This is a genomic window from Tahibacter sp. (assembly GCF_032229445.1).
GTDB lineage: Bacteria > Pseudomonadota > Gammaproteobacteria > Xanthomonadales > Rhodanobacteraceae > Tahibacter.
Map to the genome: position 1 here is coordinate 80,530 of NZ_JAVTWC010000101.1, position 18,342 is coordinate 98,871.

Annotated in this window: 17 protein-coding genes; 3 read left to right on the forward strand and 14 right to left on the reverse strand. The window is 67.3% G+C overall.

The annotated features are described in order from the left end of the window. Positions 1-2: 2 nt before the first annotated feature. The 3 genes from RUU78_RS17270 to RUU78_RS17280 form a co-directional block, all read right to left on the reverse strand. A complete protein-coding gene (locus RUU78_RS17270; protein WP_313918705.1) occupies positions 3-506 on the reverse strand; it encodes a GNAT family N-acetyltransferase in 504 nt (167 codons plus the stop codon). A gap of 44 nt (positions 507-550) precedes the next feature. Beyond that, positions 551-1,348: an SAM-dependent methyltransferase gene (locus RUU78_RS17275; RefSeq protein WP_313918706.1), complete on the reverse strand. Its 798-nt coding sequence runs from the start codon at positions 1,346-1,348 to the stop codon at positions 551-553. 216 nt (positions 1,349-1,564) lie between these two features. Continuing rightward, on the reverse strand, positions 1,565-2,674 hold the full coding sequence (locus RUU78_RS17280) for a nitronate monooxygenase (protein ID WP_313918707.1): 1,110 nt from the start codon (positions 2,672-2,674) through the stop codon (positions 1,565-1,567). A 98-nt stretch (positions 2,675-2,772) separates the two neighbouring features. Here RUU78_RS17280 and RUU78_RS17285 point away from each other — a divergent pair, with 98 nt between their 5' ends. Continuing rightward, positions 2,773-3,747, forward strand: a complete 975-nt coding sequence (locus RUU78_RS17285; RefSeq protein ID WP_313918708.1) for a LysR substrate-binding domain-containing protein — start codon at positions 2,773-2,775, stop codon at positions 3,745-3,747. Here RUU78_RS17285 and RUU78_RS17290 read toward each other — a convergent pair. The 6 genes from RUU78_RS17290 to RUU78_RS17315 all read right to left on the reverse strand — a co-directional run bounded on the left by RUU78_RS17290 (position 3,693) and on the right by RUU78_RS17315 (position 10,955). Continuing rightward, a complete protein-coding gene (locus RUU78_RS17290; protein WP_313918709.1) occupies positions 3,693-5,051 on the reverse strand; it encodes a hypothetical protein in 1,359 nt (452 codons plus the stop codon). The genes RUU78_RS17285 and RUU78_RS17290 overlap by 55 nt on opposite strands. 80 nt (positions 5,052-5,131) lie before the next feature. Next, positions 5,132-6,535, reverse strand: coding sequence for a hypothetical protein (locus RUU78_RS17295; RefSeq protein WP_313918710.1), 1,404 nt, complete (start codon positions 6,533-6,535; stop codon positions 5,132-5,134). 71 nt (positions 6,536-6,606) lie between these two features. Next, a complete protein-coding gene (locus tag RUU78_RS17300) occupies positions 6,607-8,001 on the reverse strand; it encodes a hypothetical protein (RefSeq protein WP_313918711.1) in 1,395 nt (464 codons plus the stop codon). A gap of 76 nt (positions 8,002-8,077) precedes the next feature. Continuing rightward, positions 8,078-9,481: a hypothetical protein gene (locus RUU78_RS17305; RefSeq protein WP_313918712.1), complete on the reverse strand. Its 1,404-nt coding sequence runs from the start codon at positions 9,479-9,481 to the stop codon at positions 8,078-8,080. A gap of 82 nt (positions 9,482-9,563) precedes the next feature. After that, entirely contained in the window at positions 9,564-10,112 is a 549-nt protein-coding gene (locus tag RUU78_RS17310; protein ID WP_313918713.1) for a hypothetical protein, read from the reverse strand. Positions 10,113-10,379: 267 nt separating this feature from the next. After that, positions 10,380-10,955 carry an ECF-type sigma factor gene (locus RUU78_RS17315; protein WP_313918714.1) on the reverse strand — a complete coding sequence of 192 codons (576 nt, stop codon included), beginning with the start codon at positions 10,953-10,955 and terminating at the stop codon, positions 10,380-10,382. Positions 10,956-11,127: 172 nt separating this feature from the next. Between RUU78_RS17315 and RUU78_RS17320 the strand changes: the two genes are divergently transcribed. After that, complete coding sequence (locus tag RUU78_RS17320; protein WP_313918715.1) at positions 11,128-11,754, forward strand: hypothetical protein; 627 nt, start codon at positions 11,128-11,130, stop codon at positions 11,752-11,754. A gap of 226 nt (positions 11,755-11,980) precedes the next feature. Next, on the forward strand, positions 11,981-13,189 hold the full coding sequence (locus tag RUU78_RS17325; protein ID WP_313918716.1) for a hypothetical protein: 1,209 nt from the start codon (positions 11,981-11,983) through the stop codon (positions 13,187-13,189). Between the two features lie 98 nt (positions 13,190-13,287). Here the strand turns inward: RUU78_RS17325 and amt are convergent, their stop codons facing one another. The 5 genes from amt to RUU78_RS17350 form a co-directional block, all read right to left on the reverse strand. Then, positions 13,288-14,697 carry an ammonium transporter gene (gene amt / locus RUU78_RS17330; protein WP_313918717.1) on the reverse strand — a complete coding sequence of 470 codons (1,410 nt, stop codon included), beginning with the start codon at positions 14,695-14,697 and terminating at the stop codon, positions 13,288-13,290. 16 nt (positions 14,698-14,713) lie between these two features. Further along, entirely contained in the window at positions 14,714-15,052 is a 339-nt protein-coding gene (locus tag RUU78_RS17335; protein ID WP_313918718.1) for a P-II family nitrogen regulator, read from the reverse strand. Positions 15,053-15,065: 13 nt separating this feature from the next. Further along, complete coding sequence (locus tag RUU78_RS17340) at positions 15,066-15,815, reverse strand: TorF family putative porin (RefSeq protein ID WP_313918719.1); 750 nt, start codon at positions 15,813-15,815, stop codon at positions 15,066-15,068. Between the two features lie 469 nt (positions 15,816-16,284). Continuing rightward, a complete protein-coding gene (glnA, locus tag RUU78_RS17345; RefSeq protein ID WP_313918720.1) occupies positions 16,285-17,694 on the reverse strand; it encodes a type I glutamate--ammonia ligase in 1,410 nt (469 codons plus the stop codon). Between the two features lie 182 nt (positions 17,695-17,876). Further along, positions 17,877-18,341: a DUF2269 domain-containing protein gene (locus tag RUU78_RS17350; protein ID WP_313918721.1), complete on the reverse strand. Its 465-nt coding sequence runs from the start codon at positions 18,339-18,341 to the stop codon at positions 17,877-17,879. Position 18,342 lies beyond the last annotated feature (1 nt).

Sequence of the window (18,342 nt, forward strand, 5' to 3'; positions counted from 1 at the left end):
CTTCAGTGGTTGGTGCTGGGGACCGGAACTGGTCTATGACGCACGAACAGACGGGACGATGCCGTAGTTCCTCCGACATCACCCGCTACCAACGAAAAACCGGCGCGGCATGCCATGCGGCATGCGGCATGATTGGACGGATCGGTACGGCCGTAGATGCGATCCAGGCGCAATGCGGAGAAAGCCCATGTGGTCACCGCATCCAGCCCCTCACGGGCCAGCCCGGTCGCATGGGCTTCCCGACGCAGCATCAGTCCAATCTCGGCGTACTGTCCGGCGGGATCGATATCCCGCAGCGCGCAAACACCGATCGAGGCCCCGTCGCTGACCCGCTGCAGGCCGAAATAGATATGGCGCGGCGGGCGGCGTGTGACGGCGGCGAGGGCGGCGCGGAAGCTCCGGCGGACGTGCTCGTCCTCAAGAACCGGGCCAATGTGGCGCATCAGACGCGGGTCGGTATAGAGGTCGCAGTAAAGTCTCTCGTCGTCCGCGCCCAGCGCCCTCACGCGAAGTCGGCCGGTTACAAATGCAGGGGGAGAGGTAGCGTTCATCATGCGTAGCCGACGGCCCGGTCCAGAGCACTGAGCCGCGCCCGCACCTCTGGATTGGGTTCGAGCTCCCGCGCCGGCGGCAGCACCACGGTGGCGTGCAGGTCGATGTCCGCGGCGACCAGCCCGGCCAGCGTGGTGTGCTCGATGCGCGGCGCGTGGATCGGCAGGGTCGCCACCTTGTAGATGATGGCGGCGTGGTCGCGCGGATAGTCCTGGGCGAGCACGTCGACCAGCACCTCCCGATAGACACCCGGCGTGGAGAAGCGCGCCAGCGACTGGTCGCCGGCGATACCGACCTGCCACAGCACGAGATAAGCCGACGTATCGATGCGGCGCCGGTAGAACATGAGCTGGCTGGCTTCGAAGTGCTGACAGCCGACGCGCCCGGGATCGATGCCGAGGTCGGCGTAGAGACAGTCCTCGGCGGAGATGCCGGGATCCATGTGCGCGGCATAGCCCTCGGCCCGCGCCTGGGCGATGGCCCGGTGCGGCGGCAGCGCGAACACGCCCGGGTGGCCGTAGAACGCCCCGACGACTTTCTTGCCGGCGCGCACCTCGGCCAGCATCACGTCGACCATCTGCTCGTAGGTGCGCAGGCGCGACATGCCTTCGCGGTAGTGGGGCTGCAGGCTGCGCACATCCGGGTGCATGCCCTGTAGCCAGAGCTCGACGATGCCGTCGGAGACGCCGGCGAATACGACATCGGCGTGTTCGATATGACTGCGTGCAAGCGGACTCAGGTGCGAGCCCAGCGTCATGCCCAGGCCGACACAGACCAGACTGCCCTCGTGCGCCATGCTCCCCCTCCCTCCCGGCTCGTCCGTCACCGCTGCGTGTTCCCGCTGCGTGCGCTGCTGGCGCGCCGATACGAACCGCCAAGGGCAGAACTTATGCGTAATTGGCGCGGCGCGGCAAGTGTGACGTTGTTGCTTCGTGGGAAATGAACAGCACAGGCGGGAAAACGGCCTGCGACGCCAGAACAACAGTCCGCCGACGCCAGCGCAGTGCGCGACTCAGGCGCCGAAGCGCGCGAGGACCCGTGCCGTCTGCTCCACCAGCCGGTGCAGATAGTCGGCGGCGGCCGGGATCGTGCCCGGTACGCCGCTCGCGTTCGCCAGCAACGGCGCGGACTGTCCACACCACAGCGACATCACATCGAGCCGGCCCTGCGCGATGGCCGCCGCGCGCAGGCGGCCGCTCAGCCAGCCCTGCACCGGGTACGGCGCGACCGCACCCGAGCCGATCTCGCGCATGAACCGGTTGCGCAGCCCGCGCGCGAGGCGGCCGCTGAACGCGCGCGTCAGGCCGGTGTCGCCGGCGTCCGGACCGAGCAGGGCGCGGCGATGGGCGTCGTGCGTACCGGATTCGCGGCAGGCCAGGAAGCCGGTGCCGATCTGCACCGCCTGCGCACCGAGCGCGAGCGCCGCGGCTATCCCGCGGCCGTCGGCAATGCCGCCCGCGGCCACGACCGGGATGCGGACCGCATCGGCAACTTGCGGCAGCAGGGCCAGCGAACCAGTCAGGGATTCCTCGGCCGTCCGCAGGAAGGACACGCGGTGCCCGCCGGCCTCGAAACCGGTGGCGACCACGGCGTCGACGCCGGCCGCGGCGAGCGCGACGGCTTCCGCGGTCGTCGTGGCCGCACCTAGCGTCACGATGCCGCGCTCGCGGCACCGCGCGAGCACATCGGCGGCCGGTATGCCGTAGACGAAGCTGAACACCGCGGGCCGTGCCTCGAGCAGCGCCTCGATCTGCTCGGCGAACGGCGGCGAATAGCGTTCCGGCCGTTGCGGCAGCTCGACGCCGAGCTCGGCGAAATAGCCGCGCAGCGGATCGAGCCAGGCGTCGAATGCCGCGTCGTCGCCGCGGATGTCGTCGCTGCCTTCGAAGGGGATCCAGAGATTGAGGTTGAACGGCCGCGCGGTACGCGCACGGATCGCCGCGGCCACAGCGGTGATGCCCGCACCGTCCAGGTGGTGCACGCCAAACGAGCCCAGGCCGCCCGCGTCGGAAACGGCCACGGCCAGATCCACGGCGGAAAGCCCGCCGCCGAATGGCCCCTGCACGATGGGCACGCCAAGGCCCAGGCGGCGCGAGAAGGCGGTATCGGTCCAGGACGGCATGGGGAGGGCTCCGGTGATTGGGGAAACCCAGCGTAAACCGGCATCAGCGATGCCATAACTACGGCATCATTCACTTCATTCATTACGTGACGTAATCAATGGGCCGCCACTTCGACGATCTGTTGCTCGGCAGCATCGAACTGTTCTGCCTCAGTGCCGAGCATGCGAGCTTCACGGCCGCCGCCACGGCCGCTGGCCTGACCCCGCCGGGCGTGAGCCGCGCTATCCGCCGGCTGGAACTGCGTCTCGGCGTGCGCCTGTTCACCCGCACCACGCGTCAGGTGCGCCTGACCGATGCGGGCCGCGCCTATTTCCAGCACTGCCGCGGCGCACTGAACCAGCTCGTCGAGGCGGAACGTGAACTCGGCGGCCAGCAGCAGGTACCGGCTGGCACGCTGCGCATCAGTCTGCCGACACCGCTAGGACACTGCCGCATCCTGCCGCTGTTGCCAGCGTTCCGTGCGCGCTACCCGCAGATACGGCTGGAAGTCCATCTGAGCGACCGCAACGTCGACCTCGCCGCGGACGGTTACGACGTCGTGGTGCGCGGGCGCCATCCGCCCGATTCCGGTTTCATCGCGCGGCGGCTCATCGACGCCGGACTCGTCGTCGTCGCCACACCGGACTACCTCGCCCGCGCCGGCACGCCGCAGCAGCTCGCCGATCTCGGCCGCCACGAATGCCTGCAGTTCCTGCTGCCGCGCAACGGCCAGCCGATACCGTGGTTGTTCCTCGACCACGGCCGCGAAGTGGACGTCGCAACCGACGGCAGCATCGCCTGTACCGAGCATCTGCTAGCCGCCGTAACCCTCGCACGACACGGCGGCGGACTGCTGCAGACCTACCGCTTCATCGTCGAGGACGATCTCGCACGCGGAGGACTGGTCGAGGTGCTCGGAGAGTTCGGCGGACGTTCGCGACCGTTCTCGCTGATCTACGCGGGCGGGCGGCACATGCCGCTGCGCGCACGCGTGTTCATCGACTTCCTGCTCGACGCGTTCGGCACCGGCGGGTCGGCTCAATCGAATCCGTCGGCGAATATCGGATCGACCTCGATCCGCGCAACGAGATAGTCATCGCCTGCACCGCCGACGATGCAATTGGCGTTGACCGAGCCGACGAAAACCGGCTCGGTTCCCCATAGCGTCAGCCGGCCCAAGCGGTGCTCTGCCCCGACACAGTTGCCATTGTCCGGCCGGAATGCGGCGGTCTGGGCCCCATTGATGCCAAACGACGACTCGACGCGGTCACCGCCGGCGGTACTGCCGATTTCAGCCATCGCGAAATGCACGCCGACGCCGCCGCCGGTGCCCAGCTGTCGTGCCGGCGCCGCATAGAGCACGCGGCGTTGCGGCAGCACGGTCACGCCGTGGTCGCCCCAGCGTGACGTGATCCATAGCGAGTCGCCGTCAAGTTGCGCCGGCGGCAGCGCGAGCACGGAAACGGTGTCGGCACGAAAGATGACGAGTTCAGGCCGCCCGTCGTATGCCGGTGACGGTCCCGCGCTGACGGCGAGCACGACGGTCTGCGCGTCGACGGCGCGTCCGGCTCCGACCCAGATCGTCTCGCCGGGCAGCGGGAGCTGTTCGAGCACCGTCTCCCAGGCCAGCGTTTCGCGGTTGAGCGTCGCGCGGTACGCGCCGGCGACGCGGCCGTTCTGCCCGAACACCCAAAGCCGGCCGTCGGGTGCTTCGACCGTCGTCATCGCGGTTCGCGATCGGACATTGTCGAGCACCGCGACCCGGCGAATCTGGCCGTCGGCCGCCAGCAGAATGACGAAACCGCGCTCGCCGCCGGCGGCCCGTGTCGTGCGTCCGCTGACCGCGATATCGCCATTCGGCAACGCGTTGACGCCGAGCGGCATTTCTTCGCTGCCGAGACCGGGAATCCACTGGTCCAGATCAACGACCACGACACCGCCGCTGCCGAAGCCCGGATCGGGCAGTCCGGTCTGCTTGAGCACACGGAAGATCTGCACATTCTGCTCGCCGTCGGGCGCGGTCAGCGGCCGCGCGACGACCATGTGCCCGTCGGTCTGGCACAACCCGGGCACGAAGTGCGCGACGCTGCCCGGCAGGTCGAAACTCTCCTTGCCGTCGTCGCTGAAATTCGTGTCGAGGCTGCCGTCCCTCAGCAGCCGCATCGTCACGATGCGGCGGTCCGACGAGGCACGGCCTACGACGGTCAGCGTGCCGTTCGCGGCCGAGCATGCGACGATCGCGCGATCCATGTTGCCGCCGGCGACCGACTGGAAACCATAGTGACGCATGCCGCCGTCGCCGAAGCGGGTGTCGAGCGGCCCTTCATGCGCACCGGCCAGCGCAGCAGCGCCGCCGAGCGCGAGCGCGGCCAGCCACGGGTAGGTTCGTGGAAACATGGACGTTGCCTCCGAGATTAGCGCGCGAGCCGCGCCCGTAGCAGTACGCGGCGACGCGGCGTTTTCTCCGCCGCGCCCACTCAATCCAGGCCATTGGCGAAGATGCGGTCGACCGCGATCCGTGCGACGAGATAGTCGATGCCGCCGCCGTCGTTGTTGCAGCCCGAATCCACATCGCCGACGAGCACGGGCTGGCCAGCCCATACCGTGCCCGCGGAAAACCGCTGAGCGGCCAGCACGTTCGTGCAGCTGCCACCGATCGGACGGAATGCCGCCGTCTGTGCGCCGTTGACGCCGAAACTCGTGTCGACCCGGTCACTGCCGATCGACGTACCAACCTGCACGACGGCCAAGTGCATACCGCGTGGCGCGTTATCACCGGGGTGACCCACCGCGGCCGCGAAAAGCACCCGACCACCGGGCAGCAGCGTCGCCGATTGCGTGCCGTAGGTAAGTGGAAAGTTCAGCGACTCGCCCGGCAGGTTCGGCGGCGGCAACGGCAGGAAGACCTTGCCGCCGGCACGGTAAATCATAAGACCCGGCAGCGACTGCGGCGGCGTCGTACCGGCCACGTGCTGAAGCAGCGGCACGGCGAGCACGTCCTCGCGCACCCGCGTGCCGACGCCGCCATAGACCTGGTCGCCCGTCGTGCCGGGCAGGGCATCGGGCACGTCCAACCATTCCAGCGTGCGACGATCGAAGCGCACGCGAAACGGCGTGACGCGGTCGCTGCGCCGCTGCTTGCCTTCGATGACGCCCCAGATGTTGCCGTCGCTCGCGAGCATCGCGGTCATGAACGTCGCCGCGGTCTCGCGATCGGGCGCATCCACGTAGACGCGGGCCACCGGGATCTGTCCGGCGGTAGTGACGAGCGCGGCGAACGCGACGATGCGATCAGGCAACGAGGCGTGCCCCGTCAGCAGCACCTCGCCGCCGTCAAGAGCGACGAGTGCGTATGGCGATTCAGTTCTTCCCAGCCCGCCCTGCCAGGTATCCAGATCCAGCATGACTACGCCGTTCTGGCCGAACGCCGGGTCGAGCAGGCCGGTATTGGCGTCGATACGCAACAGCTGGATGTTCATTTCGCCGGATTCATCGACCCGTACGCGCCGCGCCAGCAATATCCTGGCTTCGGGCAGACACAGTCCCGCGGTGAAATACTCGGGGGTGGCCGGCAGGGCGAAGCTCTCACGGCCATCGCCGCCGCCGAAGGCCGGATCGTAGGCCCCGTCGGGCAGCAGGCGCATCGTGACGATGCGCTGCGCCTCCGACGCAATGCCGGTCACGACCAGCGTGCCGTCGGGCCCGGCGCACGCTACCGCGGCACGATCGGTGCGACCGCTGCCGTTGACCGACTGGAAACTGTAGTTGCGCATGCCGCCGTCGCCGAAGCGCAGATCGAGCGGGCCGTCGTGCGCGGCGGCCGGGAAAGCCGCACCGGCGAGCATCAGTGCGGCCAGACAGTTGCGAAGACGTGAAAGCATGATCGGGGAACCGGCAGACGCGGAAGTCGCGCCCGTAGCAGTACGCAGGCGCGCGCCGTTTTCTCCGCGGCTCAGCGGAAGCCGTCGACGAAGATGCGATCGACAAGTACGCGGCCGACGAGGTAGTCGTTGCGCACGGCCGGATCGGTGCAGGTCATATCGACCGCGCCGACGAACACCGGCAGCCCGGCCCACGTGGTCACCCCTGCCAGCCACTGGGAAACCAGCGTGCGCGTGCAGCTGCCGCCGACGGGCAAGAAACTCACCGACTGTTCGCCGCCCAGGCCCAATGAGTTGTCGATACGATCCTGGCCAATCGCCGCGCCGATCTCGACCAGGCCGGTATGCACACCGTAACTGCCCGAACCCGCACGGGCCAGCGTCGCAGCGTAGAACACACGGTTACCCGGCAGCAGCGTGACGTGCTGCTGCGCCAAGGCACGCGCAAGCGACAACCGCTCGCCATAGTACTGCGGTCTCGGCAGCCACAGGATGACCTTGCCGCCGGCGCGGTAGATCCCGAGCGCCGGCGAGTAACTCGTCGGCCTGGAGCTTGCGTTTTTCACCAGCATCGGCACCGCCAGCACGTCGTCACGTACGCGCATGCCGACGCCGGCGTAGATTTCGTAATTCTCGTTCTGCACGGGATCGGGCATGTCGATCCGGTCCAGGGTCTCGCGTTGCAGGCGCATGCGAAAAGGCGATATGCGCCCGATGCGCGGATAGTTGCCTTCGGCGATGGCCCAGATCGTGCCATCGCTCGCAGGAGCCGCGGTCATCAGCGTTTCGATGGCAGGCCAGCCAACGACGTCGTTGTAAACGCGTGCGCGTGGCACGCTGCCGTCGGCGCCAATAAGCGCGGCAAAGCCGCGCATATCGCTGGCTACGCCGACCTGGCCGAGCAGCAGCACCTCGCCTCGATCAAGCGGCATGAGAGCATAAGGATCCTCGCGCCGGCTGAGTCCGGACTGCCAGGCATCCAGGTCGAGCAGCGACAAGCCGTTCTGGCCGAACGTGGTGTCGAGCTGGCCGTCGTGCGCGTGAATCCGCAGCAGCTGGATGTTCGTTTCGCTGTTCACATCGTTTGGGTCGACGCGGATGCGGCGCGCGAGCACGATCTTGCCGTCGGGCTGGCATAGCCCGGCCATGTTGGGCTCCTGCGTCATCGGCAGTTCCAGCGTCGCGCGGCCGCCAGCGCCGAAGCTGCTGTCGTAGTCGCCGTTGGGCAGCAGCCGCACCGTTACGATGCGGCTTGCATCGGAGGCTTCGCCGACGACGAGCAGCGTGCCGTTCGGGCCGGGACAGGCCGCCGCCGCACGATCGGAACGGCCGCTGCCGTTGTAGGACTGGAAGCCGTAGTTGCGCATGCCGCCGTCGCCGAAGCGCGGGTCCAGCGGACCGTCTTGGGCCGTGGCCGTGTCGGCGCACAGCAGGGCCCCAAACAGGATCGAGATCAAAAATCGCATGGATGCGGTTCCGAAGTGATGCGCGCGAGCCGCGCCCGTTGCAGTACGTGCTCGCGCGCCGTTTTCTCCGCGACGATTATTCGCTGGCACTGTCGAAGACGCGGTCGGCCTGGAGCCGTGCGACGAGATAGTCGACGCCGCCGCCGTTGTTGTTGCAGCTCGAATCCACGTTGCCGACGAGGGTCGGCGCACCGTTCCAGTACGCCAGCCCGGAAAAATCCTGCGCGACGGTCGTCATCGGGCAACCGCTGCCGACGGGCCGGAACACCGCGGTCTGCGCACCGCCGACACCGAAAGTCTTGTCGAGTGCATCGCTGCCGATCGTCGCGCCGACCTGCACCATGGCCAGATGCATGCCGCGCGAGGTGTTCTCGCCGGGACGTTTGGTCGCGAACGCGACGAGCACGCGCCCGCCCGGCAGGGCCAGCGCGGACTGCACGGCGAACGCATCGGAAATCGTCTGTACCTCGCCGGCCACGGCGGGCTCGGGCAGCGGCAGATAGATCTTACCTTCGGCGCGGTAAATCATGATGCCAGGCGAATACCGCCACGGCAGCGAGCCGGCGATGCGCTGGATCATCGGCACCGCGAGGACATTCTCGCGCACGCGCACACCGCGTCCGCCGTAGATGTGGTTGCCCTCGGTGTTCGGCAGCGGGTCGGGCACGTCGAGCCAGGCCAGCGTCATGCGATCCAGACGCACGCGGAATGGCGTCACACGCGTGCTGCCGGGCTGCCGCCCTTCGATCACACCCCAGATGTGACCGTCGCTGGCGAGCACCGCCGTCATGATCGTGTTCGCGGTCGCGCGCTGCGGCGCATCGACATAGACCCGCGCCACCGGAACATGGCCGTCGTCGCGCACGCGCGCGGCGAAGGCAACGAAGCGGTCGGCCATGCCGACGTGTCCAGTCAGCAGTACGTCCCCGCCGTCGAGCGCGGTCAGCGCGAGCGGCGCTTCCACCTGTTGCAGGCCGTCCTGCCAGCTGTCGAGATCGAGAAACGTCGCGCCGCCCTGGCCGAAACGCGTATCGAGCCGGCCGGTGGTCGCGTCGATGCGTACGAGCTGGACGCTCATCTCGCCCGTTGCGCCGATGCGCACACGCCGCGCGAGCAGGACCTTGCTGTCCGGCAGGCAGAGCCCGGCCGAATAAGGCTCCTGCGTCATCGCGAACTCGACGCTGACGCGACCGCCGGCGCCGTAGCGGGTGTCGTAGTCGCCGTTGGGCATCAGCCGCATCGTGACGAGGCGGGTCGCATCCGAGGCCTCGCCGGTTACGACGAGCGTGCCGCCCGGTCCGGGACAGGCGACGGCCGCGGCCTTGTCGTTACGGCCGCTGCCGTTGTACGACTGGAAGCCGTAGTTGCGCATGCCGCCGTCGCCGAAGAAGTGATCGAGCGGGCCGTCATGCGCATGAGCGAGCAGGGAAACGGTGCCCAGCGCGAGTGTCGCCAGACAGTGGTGGATTCGTGGAAACATGGTAGCCATCGGGTTCGCGCGCCAGCCGCGCACCGGGCAGTACGCAGTCGCCCGGTGTTTCCTCCGCCTGTCGCACACAGCGTCAGCACGGGCATCCGCTGTCGTGGGAGACCGCGTCGGCAAAGCCCGCGCGGATCTCCACGACCTTGCCGCCCTCTATCGCGAACACGAAGCCGTAGCGACCGTCGCGCGAGGCCAGCCGAAGGTTGCGCCGGCGTTCGTCGTATTTCTGCCCTGCCGCATCGAGCATGCGCGCATAGGCACTATGCACCTGTGCCTCGTCGAAGCCGACGGCCACGCCGGCGCGAGTCATCACGGAAGGGTCGGTCACGACGAGCCGCACGAGCAGTCCATCCTCGAACATGGCCTGCCACCGCGGCGCGCCACGCAGCGGCAGCTCGACGCAGCCGCGCCAATCGAACGACTCGGCCAACGGATCCTGGGCCGTCCCCGCGGCGTGCGGCATCAACGCGAACCCGGCCGCATGGAACGCGCGCCGGCTCATGCCGATGCGCAAGGCACCCTGACCGTGCCAGCTCAGCGTTCCGTCCAGCGGCGGCGCAGCGCGCAATGCGTGGAGCGCCGTGAGCAGGAACACCGCGACGAGCGTGCTGAAGATACGTCGGACCATGGCGATCCCGTTCGAACGTGCGCGATCCGCACGATGCGCAGTACGCGATCCGAACAGGTTTTCTCCGCGTCGGTCGTGCGCGGTGCGTGAAACTCTTCGTCGAACGAGCCATCGCCTTTTGAGCCCCTTGGGTGGTCGCTCAGAACAGCAGGTTCTGATCACTCTGAGCGCCCGACGAACCTGGCGACCGGAGCGCAGCGCTGGCCCGGGTTGTGGAGATCTGGTGTCGGTCGTGGGAGCGACAGTCGACCCGCCTGCCCTGAACTCCTATTTGACCTGCGCGAACACGTCGGTCTTGAGCCACGCACAGGCATGTGCCCATTCGCGATTGACCGACGACGGACTGATATTCATCGCCTGCGCGGTTTCGTCGATCGTCAGCCCGGCGAACACCCGCAGCTCGACGACGGCGGCGGCGCGCGCATCGAGCGTGGCCAGGGTCGCGAGCGCGTCATCGAGTGCGACCAGTTCGGCCGGATTGGCCATGACCGGAATGTCGATGCCGGCATCGAGCGACTCGGGGACGATCCCCGCGCCGCGCTTGTCGGCGAGCTTGCGCCGCGCACGGTCGACGAGGATCTGGCGCATCGCGCGCGCCACGATCCGGGCGAAATGGCCGCGGTCCTCGGCGGCCGGTGCCTGGCGTGCCTCGATCAGTTTGATCAGCGCGTCGTTGAGCAGCGCGGTCGGCTGCAGCGTGTCATGGCCGGCTTCGCTGCGCAGGACCACGGCTGCCAGGCGCTTGAGCTCGCTGTAGAGCCGCGCGAAGACGCGGTCGCGCGCCTGCGCATCGCCGTCCTGCCAGTGGCGGATCCAGCCCGTGATGTCGGCGTAGTCGTCCATGGGTCGCAAGGATAAGCCGGGATGCGGTCGGCGCGGGCGGGCAGCCGTCGCGGGTTCGTGACGCCGTCGGAAAGGCGGCCGTCGCCCGCAGCGGCGCGGTGCGCGGAGAAAAGCCCGCATTTATGCGTACAGCACTGCAAGGACGGCGCGGTGCCGTCGATGGAGCAGAACCATGCGCACTCTCAAGTATTCCGTTCTTCTCGCCCTGGGCGCCCTCGGCATGCCGGCGCTGGCCGCCGATATCGTGCGCGACAATTTTTCCGACAGCGCCAGCGGCTGGCAGAACAAGGCCGCGACGCGCGATTCGGATCTCGGTTTTGCCGTCTACACCGACAGCGGCCAGTACCAGATGACGCCGGTGCACGACAACGCCTTCGGCTTCGTGCCTGCGCCGCGCCAGGCCGACGGCGGCGATGTGCGCGTGGAGTCCGATATGTTCCTCTACGCCGGCATCGGCGCGGGCGCCGGCGGCCTCGCCTGCCGCTTCCAGGATCATCAGAATTTCTACGGCTTCATCGCACGCGGCGACGCGGCGCTCATGATCGTCAAGGTCAAGGACGGCAAGGTCACGCCGCTCGCGCAAGGCAAGGTCAAGAGCATCATGGCCGGTAGCGTCGACACGCGCCTCTCGGTGGAATGCAACGGCGACACGCTGCGCCTGAAGGCCCGCGACGACGCCAGCCTGCAGGCCAAGGACAGCGACTTCACCGCCGGCAAGAGCGGCCTGCTCGTCATCGGCGAGAAGATGGCCGGTACCAGCGCGGCATTCGACAACTTCGTGCTCGCGACGGCGCAGTGACGCCGGGACGGCAATGACATCGGGACGCCGCCGCGCGCGAACGGGCCAGGCACGCGCTCGTCCCGGTGTCCTGGCCTGCCTTTGCCTGCCGACGCCCGCCCAGGCGCCGCCGCAAAGCGGGCGGCGAGCCGCATTCGCGGCAACATCTACGCTTGAGCAATGCCTGCCGTAGCGGCTAGGTTTGCGGCTTCCGCGTCCTCCTCGTCGCGGCCACCGGGAGTACGGCGTGCTGTCGAGATTGTTCCTGCTGCTGCTCAGTACGTTCGGTGCCGCCTCGGTGCTACGTGCGCAAACCGCGATACAGCACGCCGACGCCATCGCCGCGCTGGGCCAGCGCTATGCGGAACAGCCGCAGTCGCACTACCTCGCCTACCTGCTGGCACGCTTCTGCGCCGAGGACGGCCTCGACGACGAGGCACTGCAGTGGCTCGCGCTGCTGCACAAGCGCGGCTGGGATCTGGGCGTGAATCCGCGCGATTTTCCCGGCCTGCAGGAGCGCGACGAGTTCCGCGCGATCAAGCTCAAGCTGCAGCGCCAGCAGCAGCGGCGCGAGCGTGGCCAGCGCGCGCTCCTCGTCAATGTACCTGGTCTCGTCCCGGAGGGGCTGGCCTACGACGCAAAACGCGACCGCTTCCTGATCGGCGCGCTCAACGCGCCACGCATCCACGCCGTCGACCGGCAGGGCCGCGTGGCGCCATTGTGGTCGGTGGACGAGCCGGTCGTCGTGCTCGGCATGACGGTCTCCGCCGACGGCAATTCGCTGTTCGCGGCGGTGAATCCGACGACGCGCCAGCGCGAAGCCGGCACGGCCAGACCCTTCGTGGTCCGCATTGCACTGGACGACGGCCGGGAACTCGCGCGCCTGCCCGCGCCGGAGGCGGTGTTCCTCAACGATCTGTGCCTGATGCGCGACGGCCGTGTCTTCGCGAGCGACAGCGACCAGAGCCGGATCTTCCGCGCAACGGCGCAGGACACCGCGTTGAGCCTCTGGCAGCAACCCGGCCACGCCGTCGCCGCGAACGGCATGGCCTGCGACGACGAACACGACGCGATCTTCGTGGCCGTCTACAACGGCATCAGCCGCGTCGATCTGCGCAGCGGCCAGGCCCAGCTGCTGCAAGGCCCCAGCGGCAGCGCCATCGGCGGCAACGATGGGCTGTACCTGCACGACAGTCACCTGATCGGCGTGCAGAACGGCTTCGGCGCCGGCCGCGTCGTACGCGCGCGCCTGTCGGCCGACGGCCGCCAGATCACGCGCGTCGAGACACTGGAATCGGCCATCGTCGACCTCAACGAACCGACCACCGGCGCCGTCGCACCCGACGGCTTCGTCTACATCGCCAACAGCCAGATCTGGAAATGGGACGACAAGACCGAAGCGCTGCGCGATGGCGTGAAACTCGCTCCGATCATGCTGCGGCGGGTGCCGCTGTAGGGGGAATCGGGAGACAGGAATCGGGAAGCGAGCACCGCCTCACGGTGCCGGCTCCGCTGGTACGATTCCCGATTCTCCATTCCCGATTCCCGCCAACTTCACCGATCGTAAGCCGACTCCCCGTGCGAACTGATGTCGAGACCTTCGCGCTCCTCGTCCGCCGGCACGCGCAGGCCCAGCAGCAGGTCGGCGAGCTTGAACGCGACGAAAGCCACGATGCCGGACCAGACGACGGTCACGAGAATGCCGGTGCCCTGCACCAGCAACTGGCTGCCGATCGAGTAGTTCTCGGCAACCTTGTTCGCCACGTAGTCGTAGATGCCGGTGCCGCCGAGCGAGGGTGATGCGAACACGCCGGTCAGCAGCGCACCGACGATGCCGCCGACACCGTGCACGCCGAATACGTCGAGTGCGTCGTCGGCCTTGAGCAGCTTCTTCAGCCCGGTCACGCCCCAGAGGCAGGCCAGGCCCGCGGCGAAGCCGATGACCAGCGCGCCGCCGAGGCCGACGAAGCCCGCCGCCGGCGTGATGCCGACCAGGCCGGCGACCGCACCGGAGGCTGCACCGAGCATCGACGGCTTGCCCTTGCCGATCCATTCGCCGAGGGTCCAGGCCAGGATCGCCGCGCATGGCGCGATCAGCGTGTTGACGAAGGCCAGCGCGGCCGAGCCGTTGGCTTCCAGCGCAGAGCCCGCGTTGAAGCCGAACCAGCCGACCCAGAGGATGGCCGCACCCGTCATCGTCAGTGCGAGGTTGTGCGGCCGCATCGCTTCGTGACCGTGGCCCAGTCGCTTGCCGACCATCCACGCGCCGATGAGCCCCGCCACCGCCGCGTTGATGTGCACCACGGTGCCGCCGGCGAAGTCCAGCGCGCCTCGCTTGAACAGGAAACCCGAAGCGGCGGTCGCCGCGTCGCCCGCGGCCTGGTCGGTGAACGCATCCGGACCCGGCCAGAACCAGACCATGTGCGCAATAGGTACATAGCTAAAGGTGAACCAGATGATCGTGAACAGCAGCACCGCCGAGAGGCGCATGCGCTCGGCGAACGCGCCGACCACGAGTGCGCAGGTGATGCAGGCGAACGCCGCCTGGAACGCGAAATAGCCCAGCTCCGGCACGACGACGCCCTTGGAGAACGTCGCGGCATTCGCCTCGGGCGTCAGCCCCTTCATGAACAGCCGGTCCCAGCCGCCGAAGAACGCATTGCCCGGCGTGAACGCGAGGCTATAGCCGTACAGGGTCCACAGCACCGCGACGACGGCAAACACGAGCACGCACTGCATCAGTACCGAGAGCATGTTCTTGGACCGCACGAGGCCGCCGTAGAACAGCCCCAGACCCGGCAAGGTCATGAAGATCACGATCGCGGCGCAGACCAGCAGCCAGGCCGTGTCGCCCTTGTTCGGCACGGGCGCGGCCTGAGCGAACAGGTCGGTCGCGAAGCATCCCAGCAGCAAGCCGGCAGCGACGTGCAGCGTCGCTTTGCGCAAATCACGTATCGAAGTCATGGTTTCCCCCGGTTGGCTAGAGCGCGTCGTCGTCGGATTCGCCGGTGCGGATGCGCACGGCATGCTGCAGTTCGAGCACGAAGATCTTGCCGTCGCCGATCTTGTCGGTGCGCGCGGCGGTGGTGATCGCCTCGATCGCGATGTCTTCGAGGCTGTCGGGCACGGCCGCCTCGATGCGGATCTTGGGCACGAAGTCGACGACGTATTCGGCGCCGCGATAAAGTTCTGTATGGCCTTTCTGCCGGCCATAGCCCTTGACCTCGGTGACGGTGATGCCGCTGACGCCGGCTTCGGACAGCGCTTCGCGGACGTCGTCGAGCTTGAACGGCCGGATGATGGCAACGATCAGTTTCATCGGAACTCCCTGGCTAGAAGGCTTTGGTGAGGGTCAAGGTGCCGGTCGAGCGTCCGAGGAAGTTGCCGAAGGCATTGGTGTAGACGCTGCGCTCCGCATTGGTGTCCGCGTACGCGGCAGCCAGCGACCAGCCGCCGTCGAAGTTGCGCGTGAGGCCGAGCTTCCAGTCGGTATACGAAGCAACAGAGGTACCTTTGACGCGCTGCCGGCCGGCGTGGCCGTTGAAGACCCAGCCCGGGCTGAATTCGTAGTTGACGCTGGCGTCGAGATAGCCCGAACCGTCGGAGTCGGCGAAACCGAACAGGTTCGTGACGGCGTGGTAGTACTTCAGCGAACCCGGTCCCCACAGCAGGCCGACATACGCTTCCGTGGTGTACGGGCGCACGAAACCCTGGGGATAGGTGCCCGGGTAGTAGTAGGTGTAGACCCCGGCGTCGAGCTTCAGCGAATCGCTGAGTGGGACGCGCCAGCCGGCGTAGCCGTCAAGTTCGACGCTGCTGCTGATCGGCAGGGACGCGCTGGAATAGTCCGACAGCCAGCTGATGTTGCTGCCCCAGATACCGGCATAGAAGCCGCCGTCGTGAGCGTATTCGGCGCCGCCCTGCAAGGCGGGCTCCTGGTTGGTCTGGGACAGGCCGCGGAACAGGTAGTCGCTGGTCAGGGCGAGCGTGCCGCTGGTGCCGGCGTGCGCGCAGCCGGCGGCGAGGAGGATCGCGGACGCAAGGATGGCGTCCACGCGAAACGTGGCAGGAGAGCGAGGCATGAAGGTGATCCCGTTCGGTGAGTTGGTGGCCGCCGCGCACACAGGCGCAACGGTGGCAGTCCCTGCCGCTCCACTCCGGGTATCCGAGGCTGTGTCGCCCCTTGGTTCCGCCCTCGCCTGGCTCGCGGCGAAGACCGACCGTATCGCCGCATCCTGCGGCCGGCGCGCGAGGCCTCGCGAAAGCCCGCGCACCGCCCTTCCCCGAACAGCCGCGCGTCCGCGCGGCGATGTTTCTAGTTGTATGTTTTTCTATTTATTTTTTTGCGTCCGCCCGCCGTGCGAATTCCGCATCGAAGGCCCTCACCGTCTCAAGCGCCTTCCGCGAACACTTCGCGGAAGGCTGTGTCGAACACCCGACAGATGAGAGGGCCGGGCTCTACGTTTTCGTCCGCAATGCGGCAAGACCGAGTGGCCGCAGCGACGCCGCCGCTTGACTCACTTCTCTCTCTTTTCGCCGTCTTTCCTGCCCTCAGATCGCGTAGTACATCTGATATTCCAGCGGATGCGTCGACGCGCGGAACTTGGTGACTTCCTGCATCTTCAGTTCGATGTAGGCGTCGATGAAGTCGTCGGAGAACACGCCACCGGCCTTGAGGAAGTCGCGGTCCTTGTCGAGCGCTTCCAGGGCCTGGTCCAGGCTGTGGCAGACCGTCGGGATGTTCTTCTCTTCTTCGGGCGGCAGGTCGTAGAGGTCCTTGTCCATCGGCGCGCCCGGGTCGATCTTGTTCAGGATCCCGTCGAGGCCGGCCATCATCAGCGCGGTGAACGCGAGGTAGCCCGAGTTCATCGGATCCGGGAAGCGGATCTCGATGCGGCGGCCCTTGGGATTGGTCACGAACGGGATGCGGCAGCTCGCCGAGCGGTTGCGCGCGGAATAGGCCAGCATGACCGGCGCTTCGAAGCCCGGCACGAGGCGCTTGTAGCTGTTGGTGGTGGAGTTGGTGAACGCATTGATGGCACGCGCGTGCTTGAAGATGCCGCCGATGTAGTACAGCGCGGTCTGCGACAGGCCGCCGTAGAGATCGCCGGAGAACAGGTTCTGGCCGCTCTTGGCCAGCGACTGGTGCACGTGCATGCCCGAGCCGTTGTCGCCGACGATGGGCTTGGGCATGAAGGTCACGGTCTTGCCGTTCTTGTGCGCGACGTTGCGGACCACGTACTTGAGCAGCGCCAGCTCATCGGCCTTCTTCACCAGCGTGTTGAAGCGCGTGCCGATTTCACACTGGCCGGCGTTCGCGACTTCGTGATGGTGCACTTCGACCACCTGGCCGAGCGCTTCGAGCGCCAGGCACATCTCGCTGCGCAGGTCCTGGAACGAATCCACCGGCGGCAGCGGGAAATAACCGCCCTTCACGCCGGGACGCAGGCCCGAATTGCCTTCCTCGTAGCGGTACTTCGAACTCCACGCCGCTTCTTGCGATTGGATCTCGTAGAACACCTTGCCCATGTCGTTCTGCCAGCGCACCGAGTCGAAGATGAAGAACTCGGGCTCCGGGCCGAAGAAGGCCGTGTCGGCCAGGCCAGTGGATTTCAGGAACGCCTCGCCGCGCTTGGCGATGGAACGCGGGCAGCGCGAATAGGCCTGCATGGTGCTCGGCTCGAGCACATCGCAGTTGATCGCCAGCGTCTTGTGCGCGAAGAACGGATCGACCACGGCCGAGTCCGCATCCGGCAGCAGCACCATGTCCGACTCGTTGATGCCCTTCCAGCCGGCGATCGACGAACCGTCGAACATCTTGCCGTCCTCGAACGTGCTTTCGTCGATCGCGTGCGCCGGGAAGGTCACGTGATGCTGGGTGCCGCGCATGTCGGCGAAACGCAGATCGACGAATTCGATGCCGTCGTCCTTGATGAGCTTGAGAACCTTGTCGGCGGACATGCGGATAGAGCCTCTGGTGGATGGATGATTGACCAAGCTATGGCAAGGTGTGTGCCATCGCAGCAATTTGTTTTATATCAATGACTTGTGTGGATCCCGCACGATGGAAATCGCATCTTCTGCACGATTTTGGTGCGCGATACCTGATTTAAGCACGTTGTAGGTGCGTTTAGCGGCTGCCGTCAGGACGGCTTCATGACCATGAGCCAGAAGATCGCGATCACGCTGGCGAACGCGGGCCAGCCGAGCCAGAACCACCAGCGCATGACGCGGTGATACGCGACCGGCAGCGGGGTGCCGCGGGCGGCCGCGTCGCGCGCGAGATTGCGTGCGCGCAGTTGCAGCCACAGTACCGGCAGCCAGCAGCAGCCGACCAGCACGAACAGGAACAGCGCCGCCTTGAGCCAGAACACGCTCAGCGGCAGCTGCATCAGGTCGGCCAGCCACAGACCGGTGACGAACTGCACGACGACGGCCGGCGCGGTGAAGCAAGCATCGGCGAGAACGACCGTCTGCGCCGTCGCGGCGATCACGCGCACATCGCCGCGACGGTGCGCGATCCAGAAGACGAACGCGATGCCCAGCCCCGTGCCCAGCAACACAGTGGAGGACAGGATATGTATCCATTTCACCCAGAAGTACGTCACG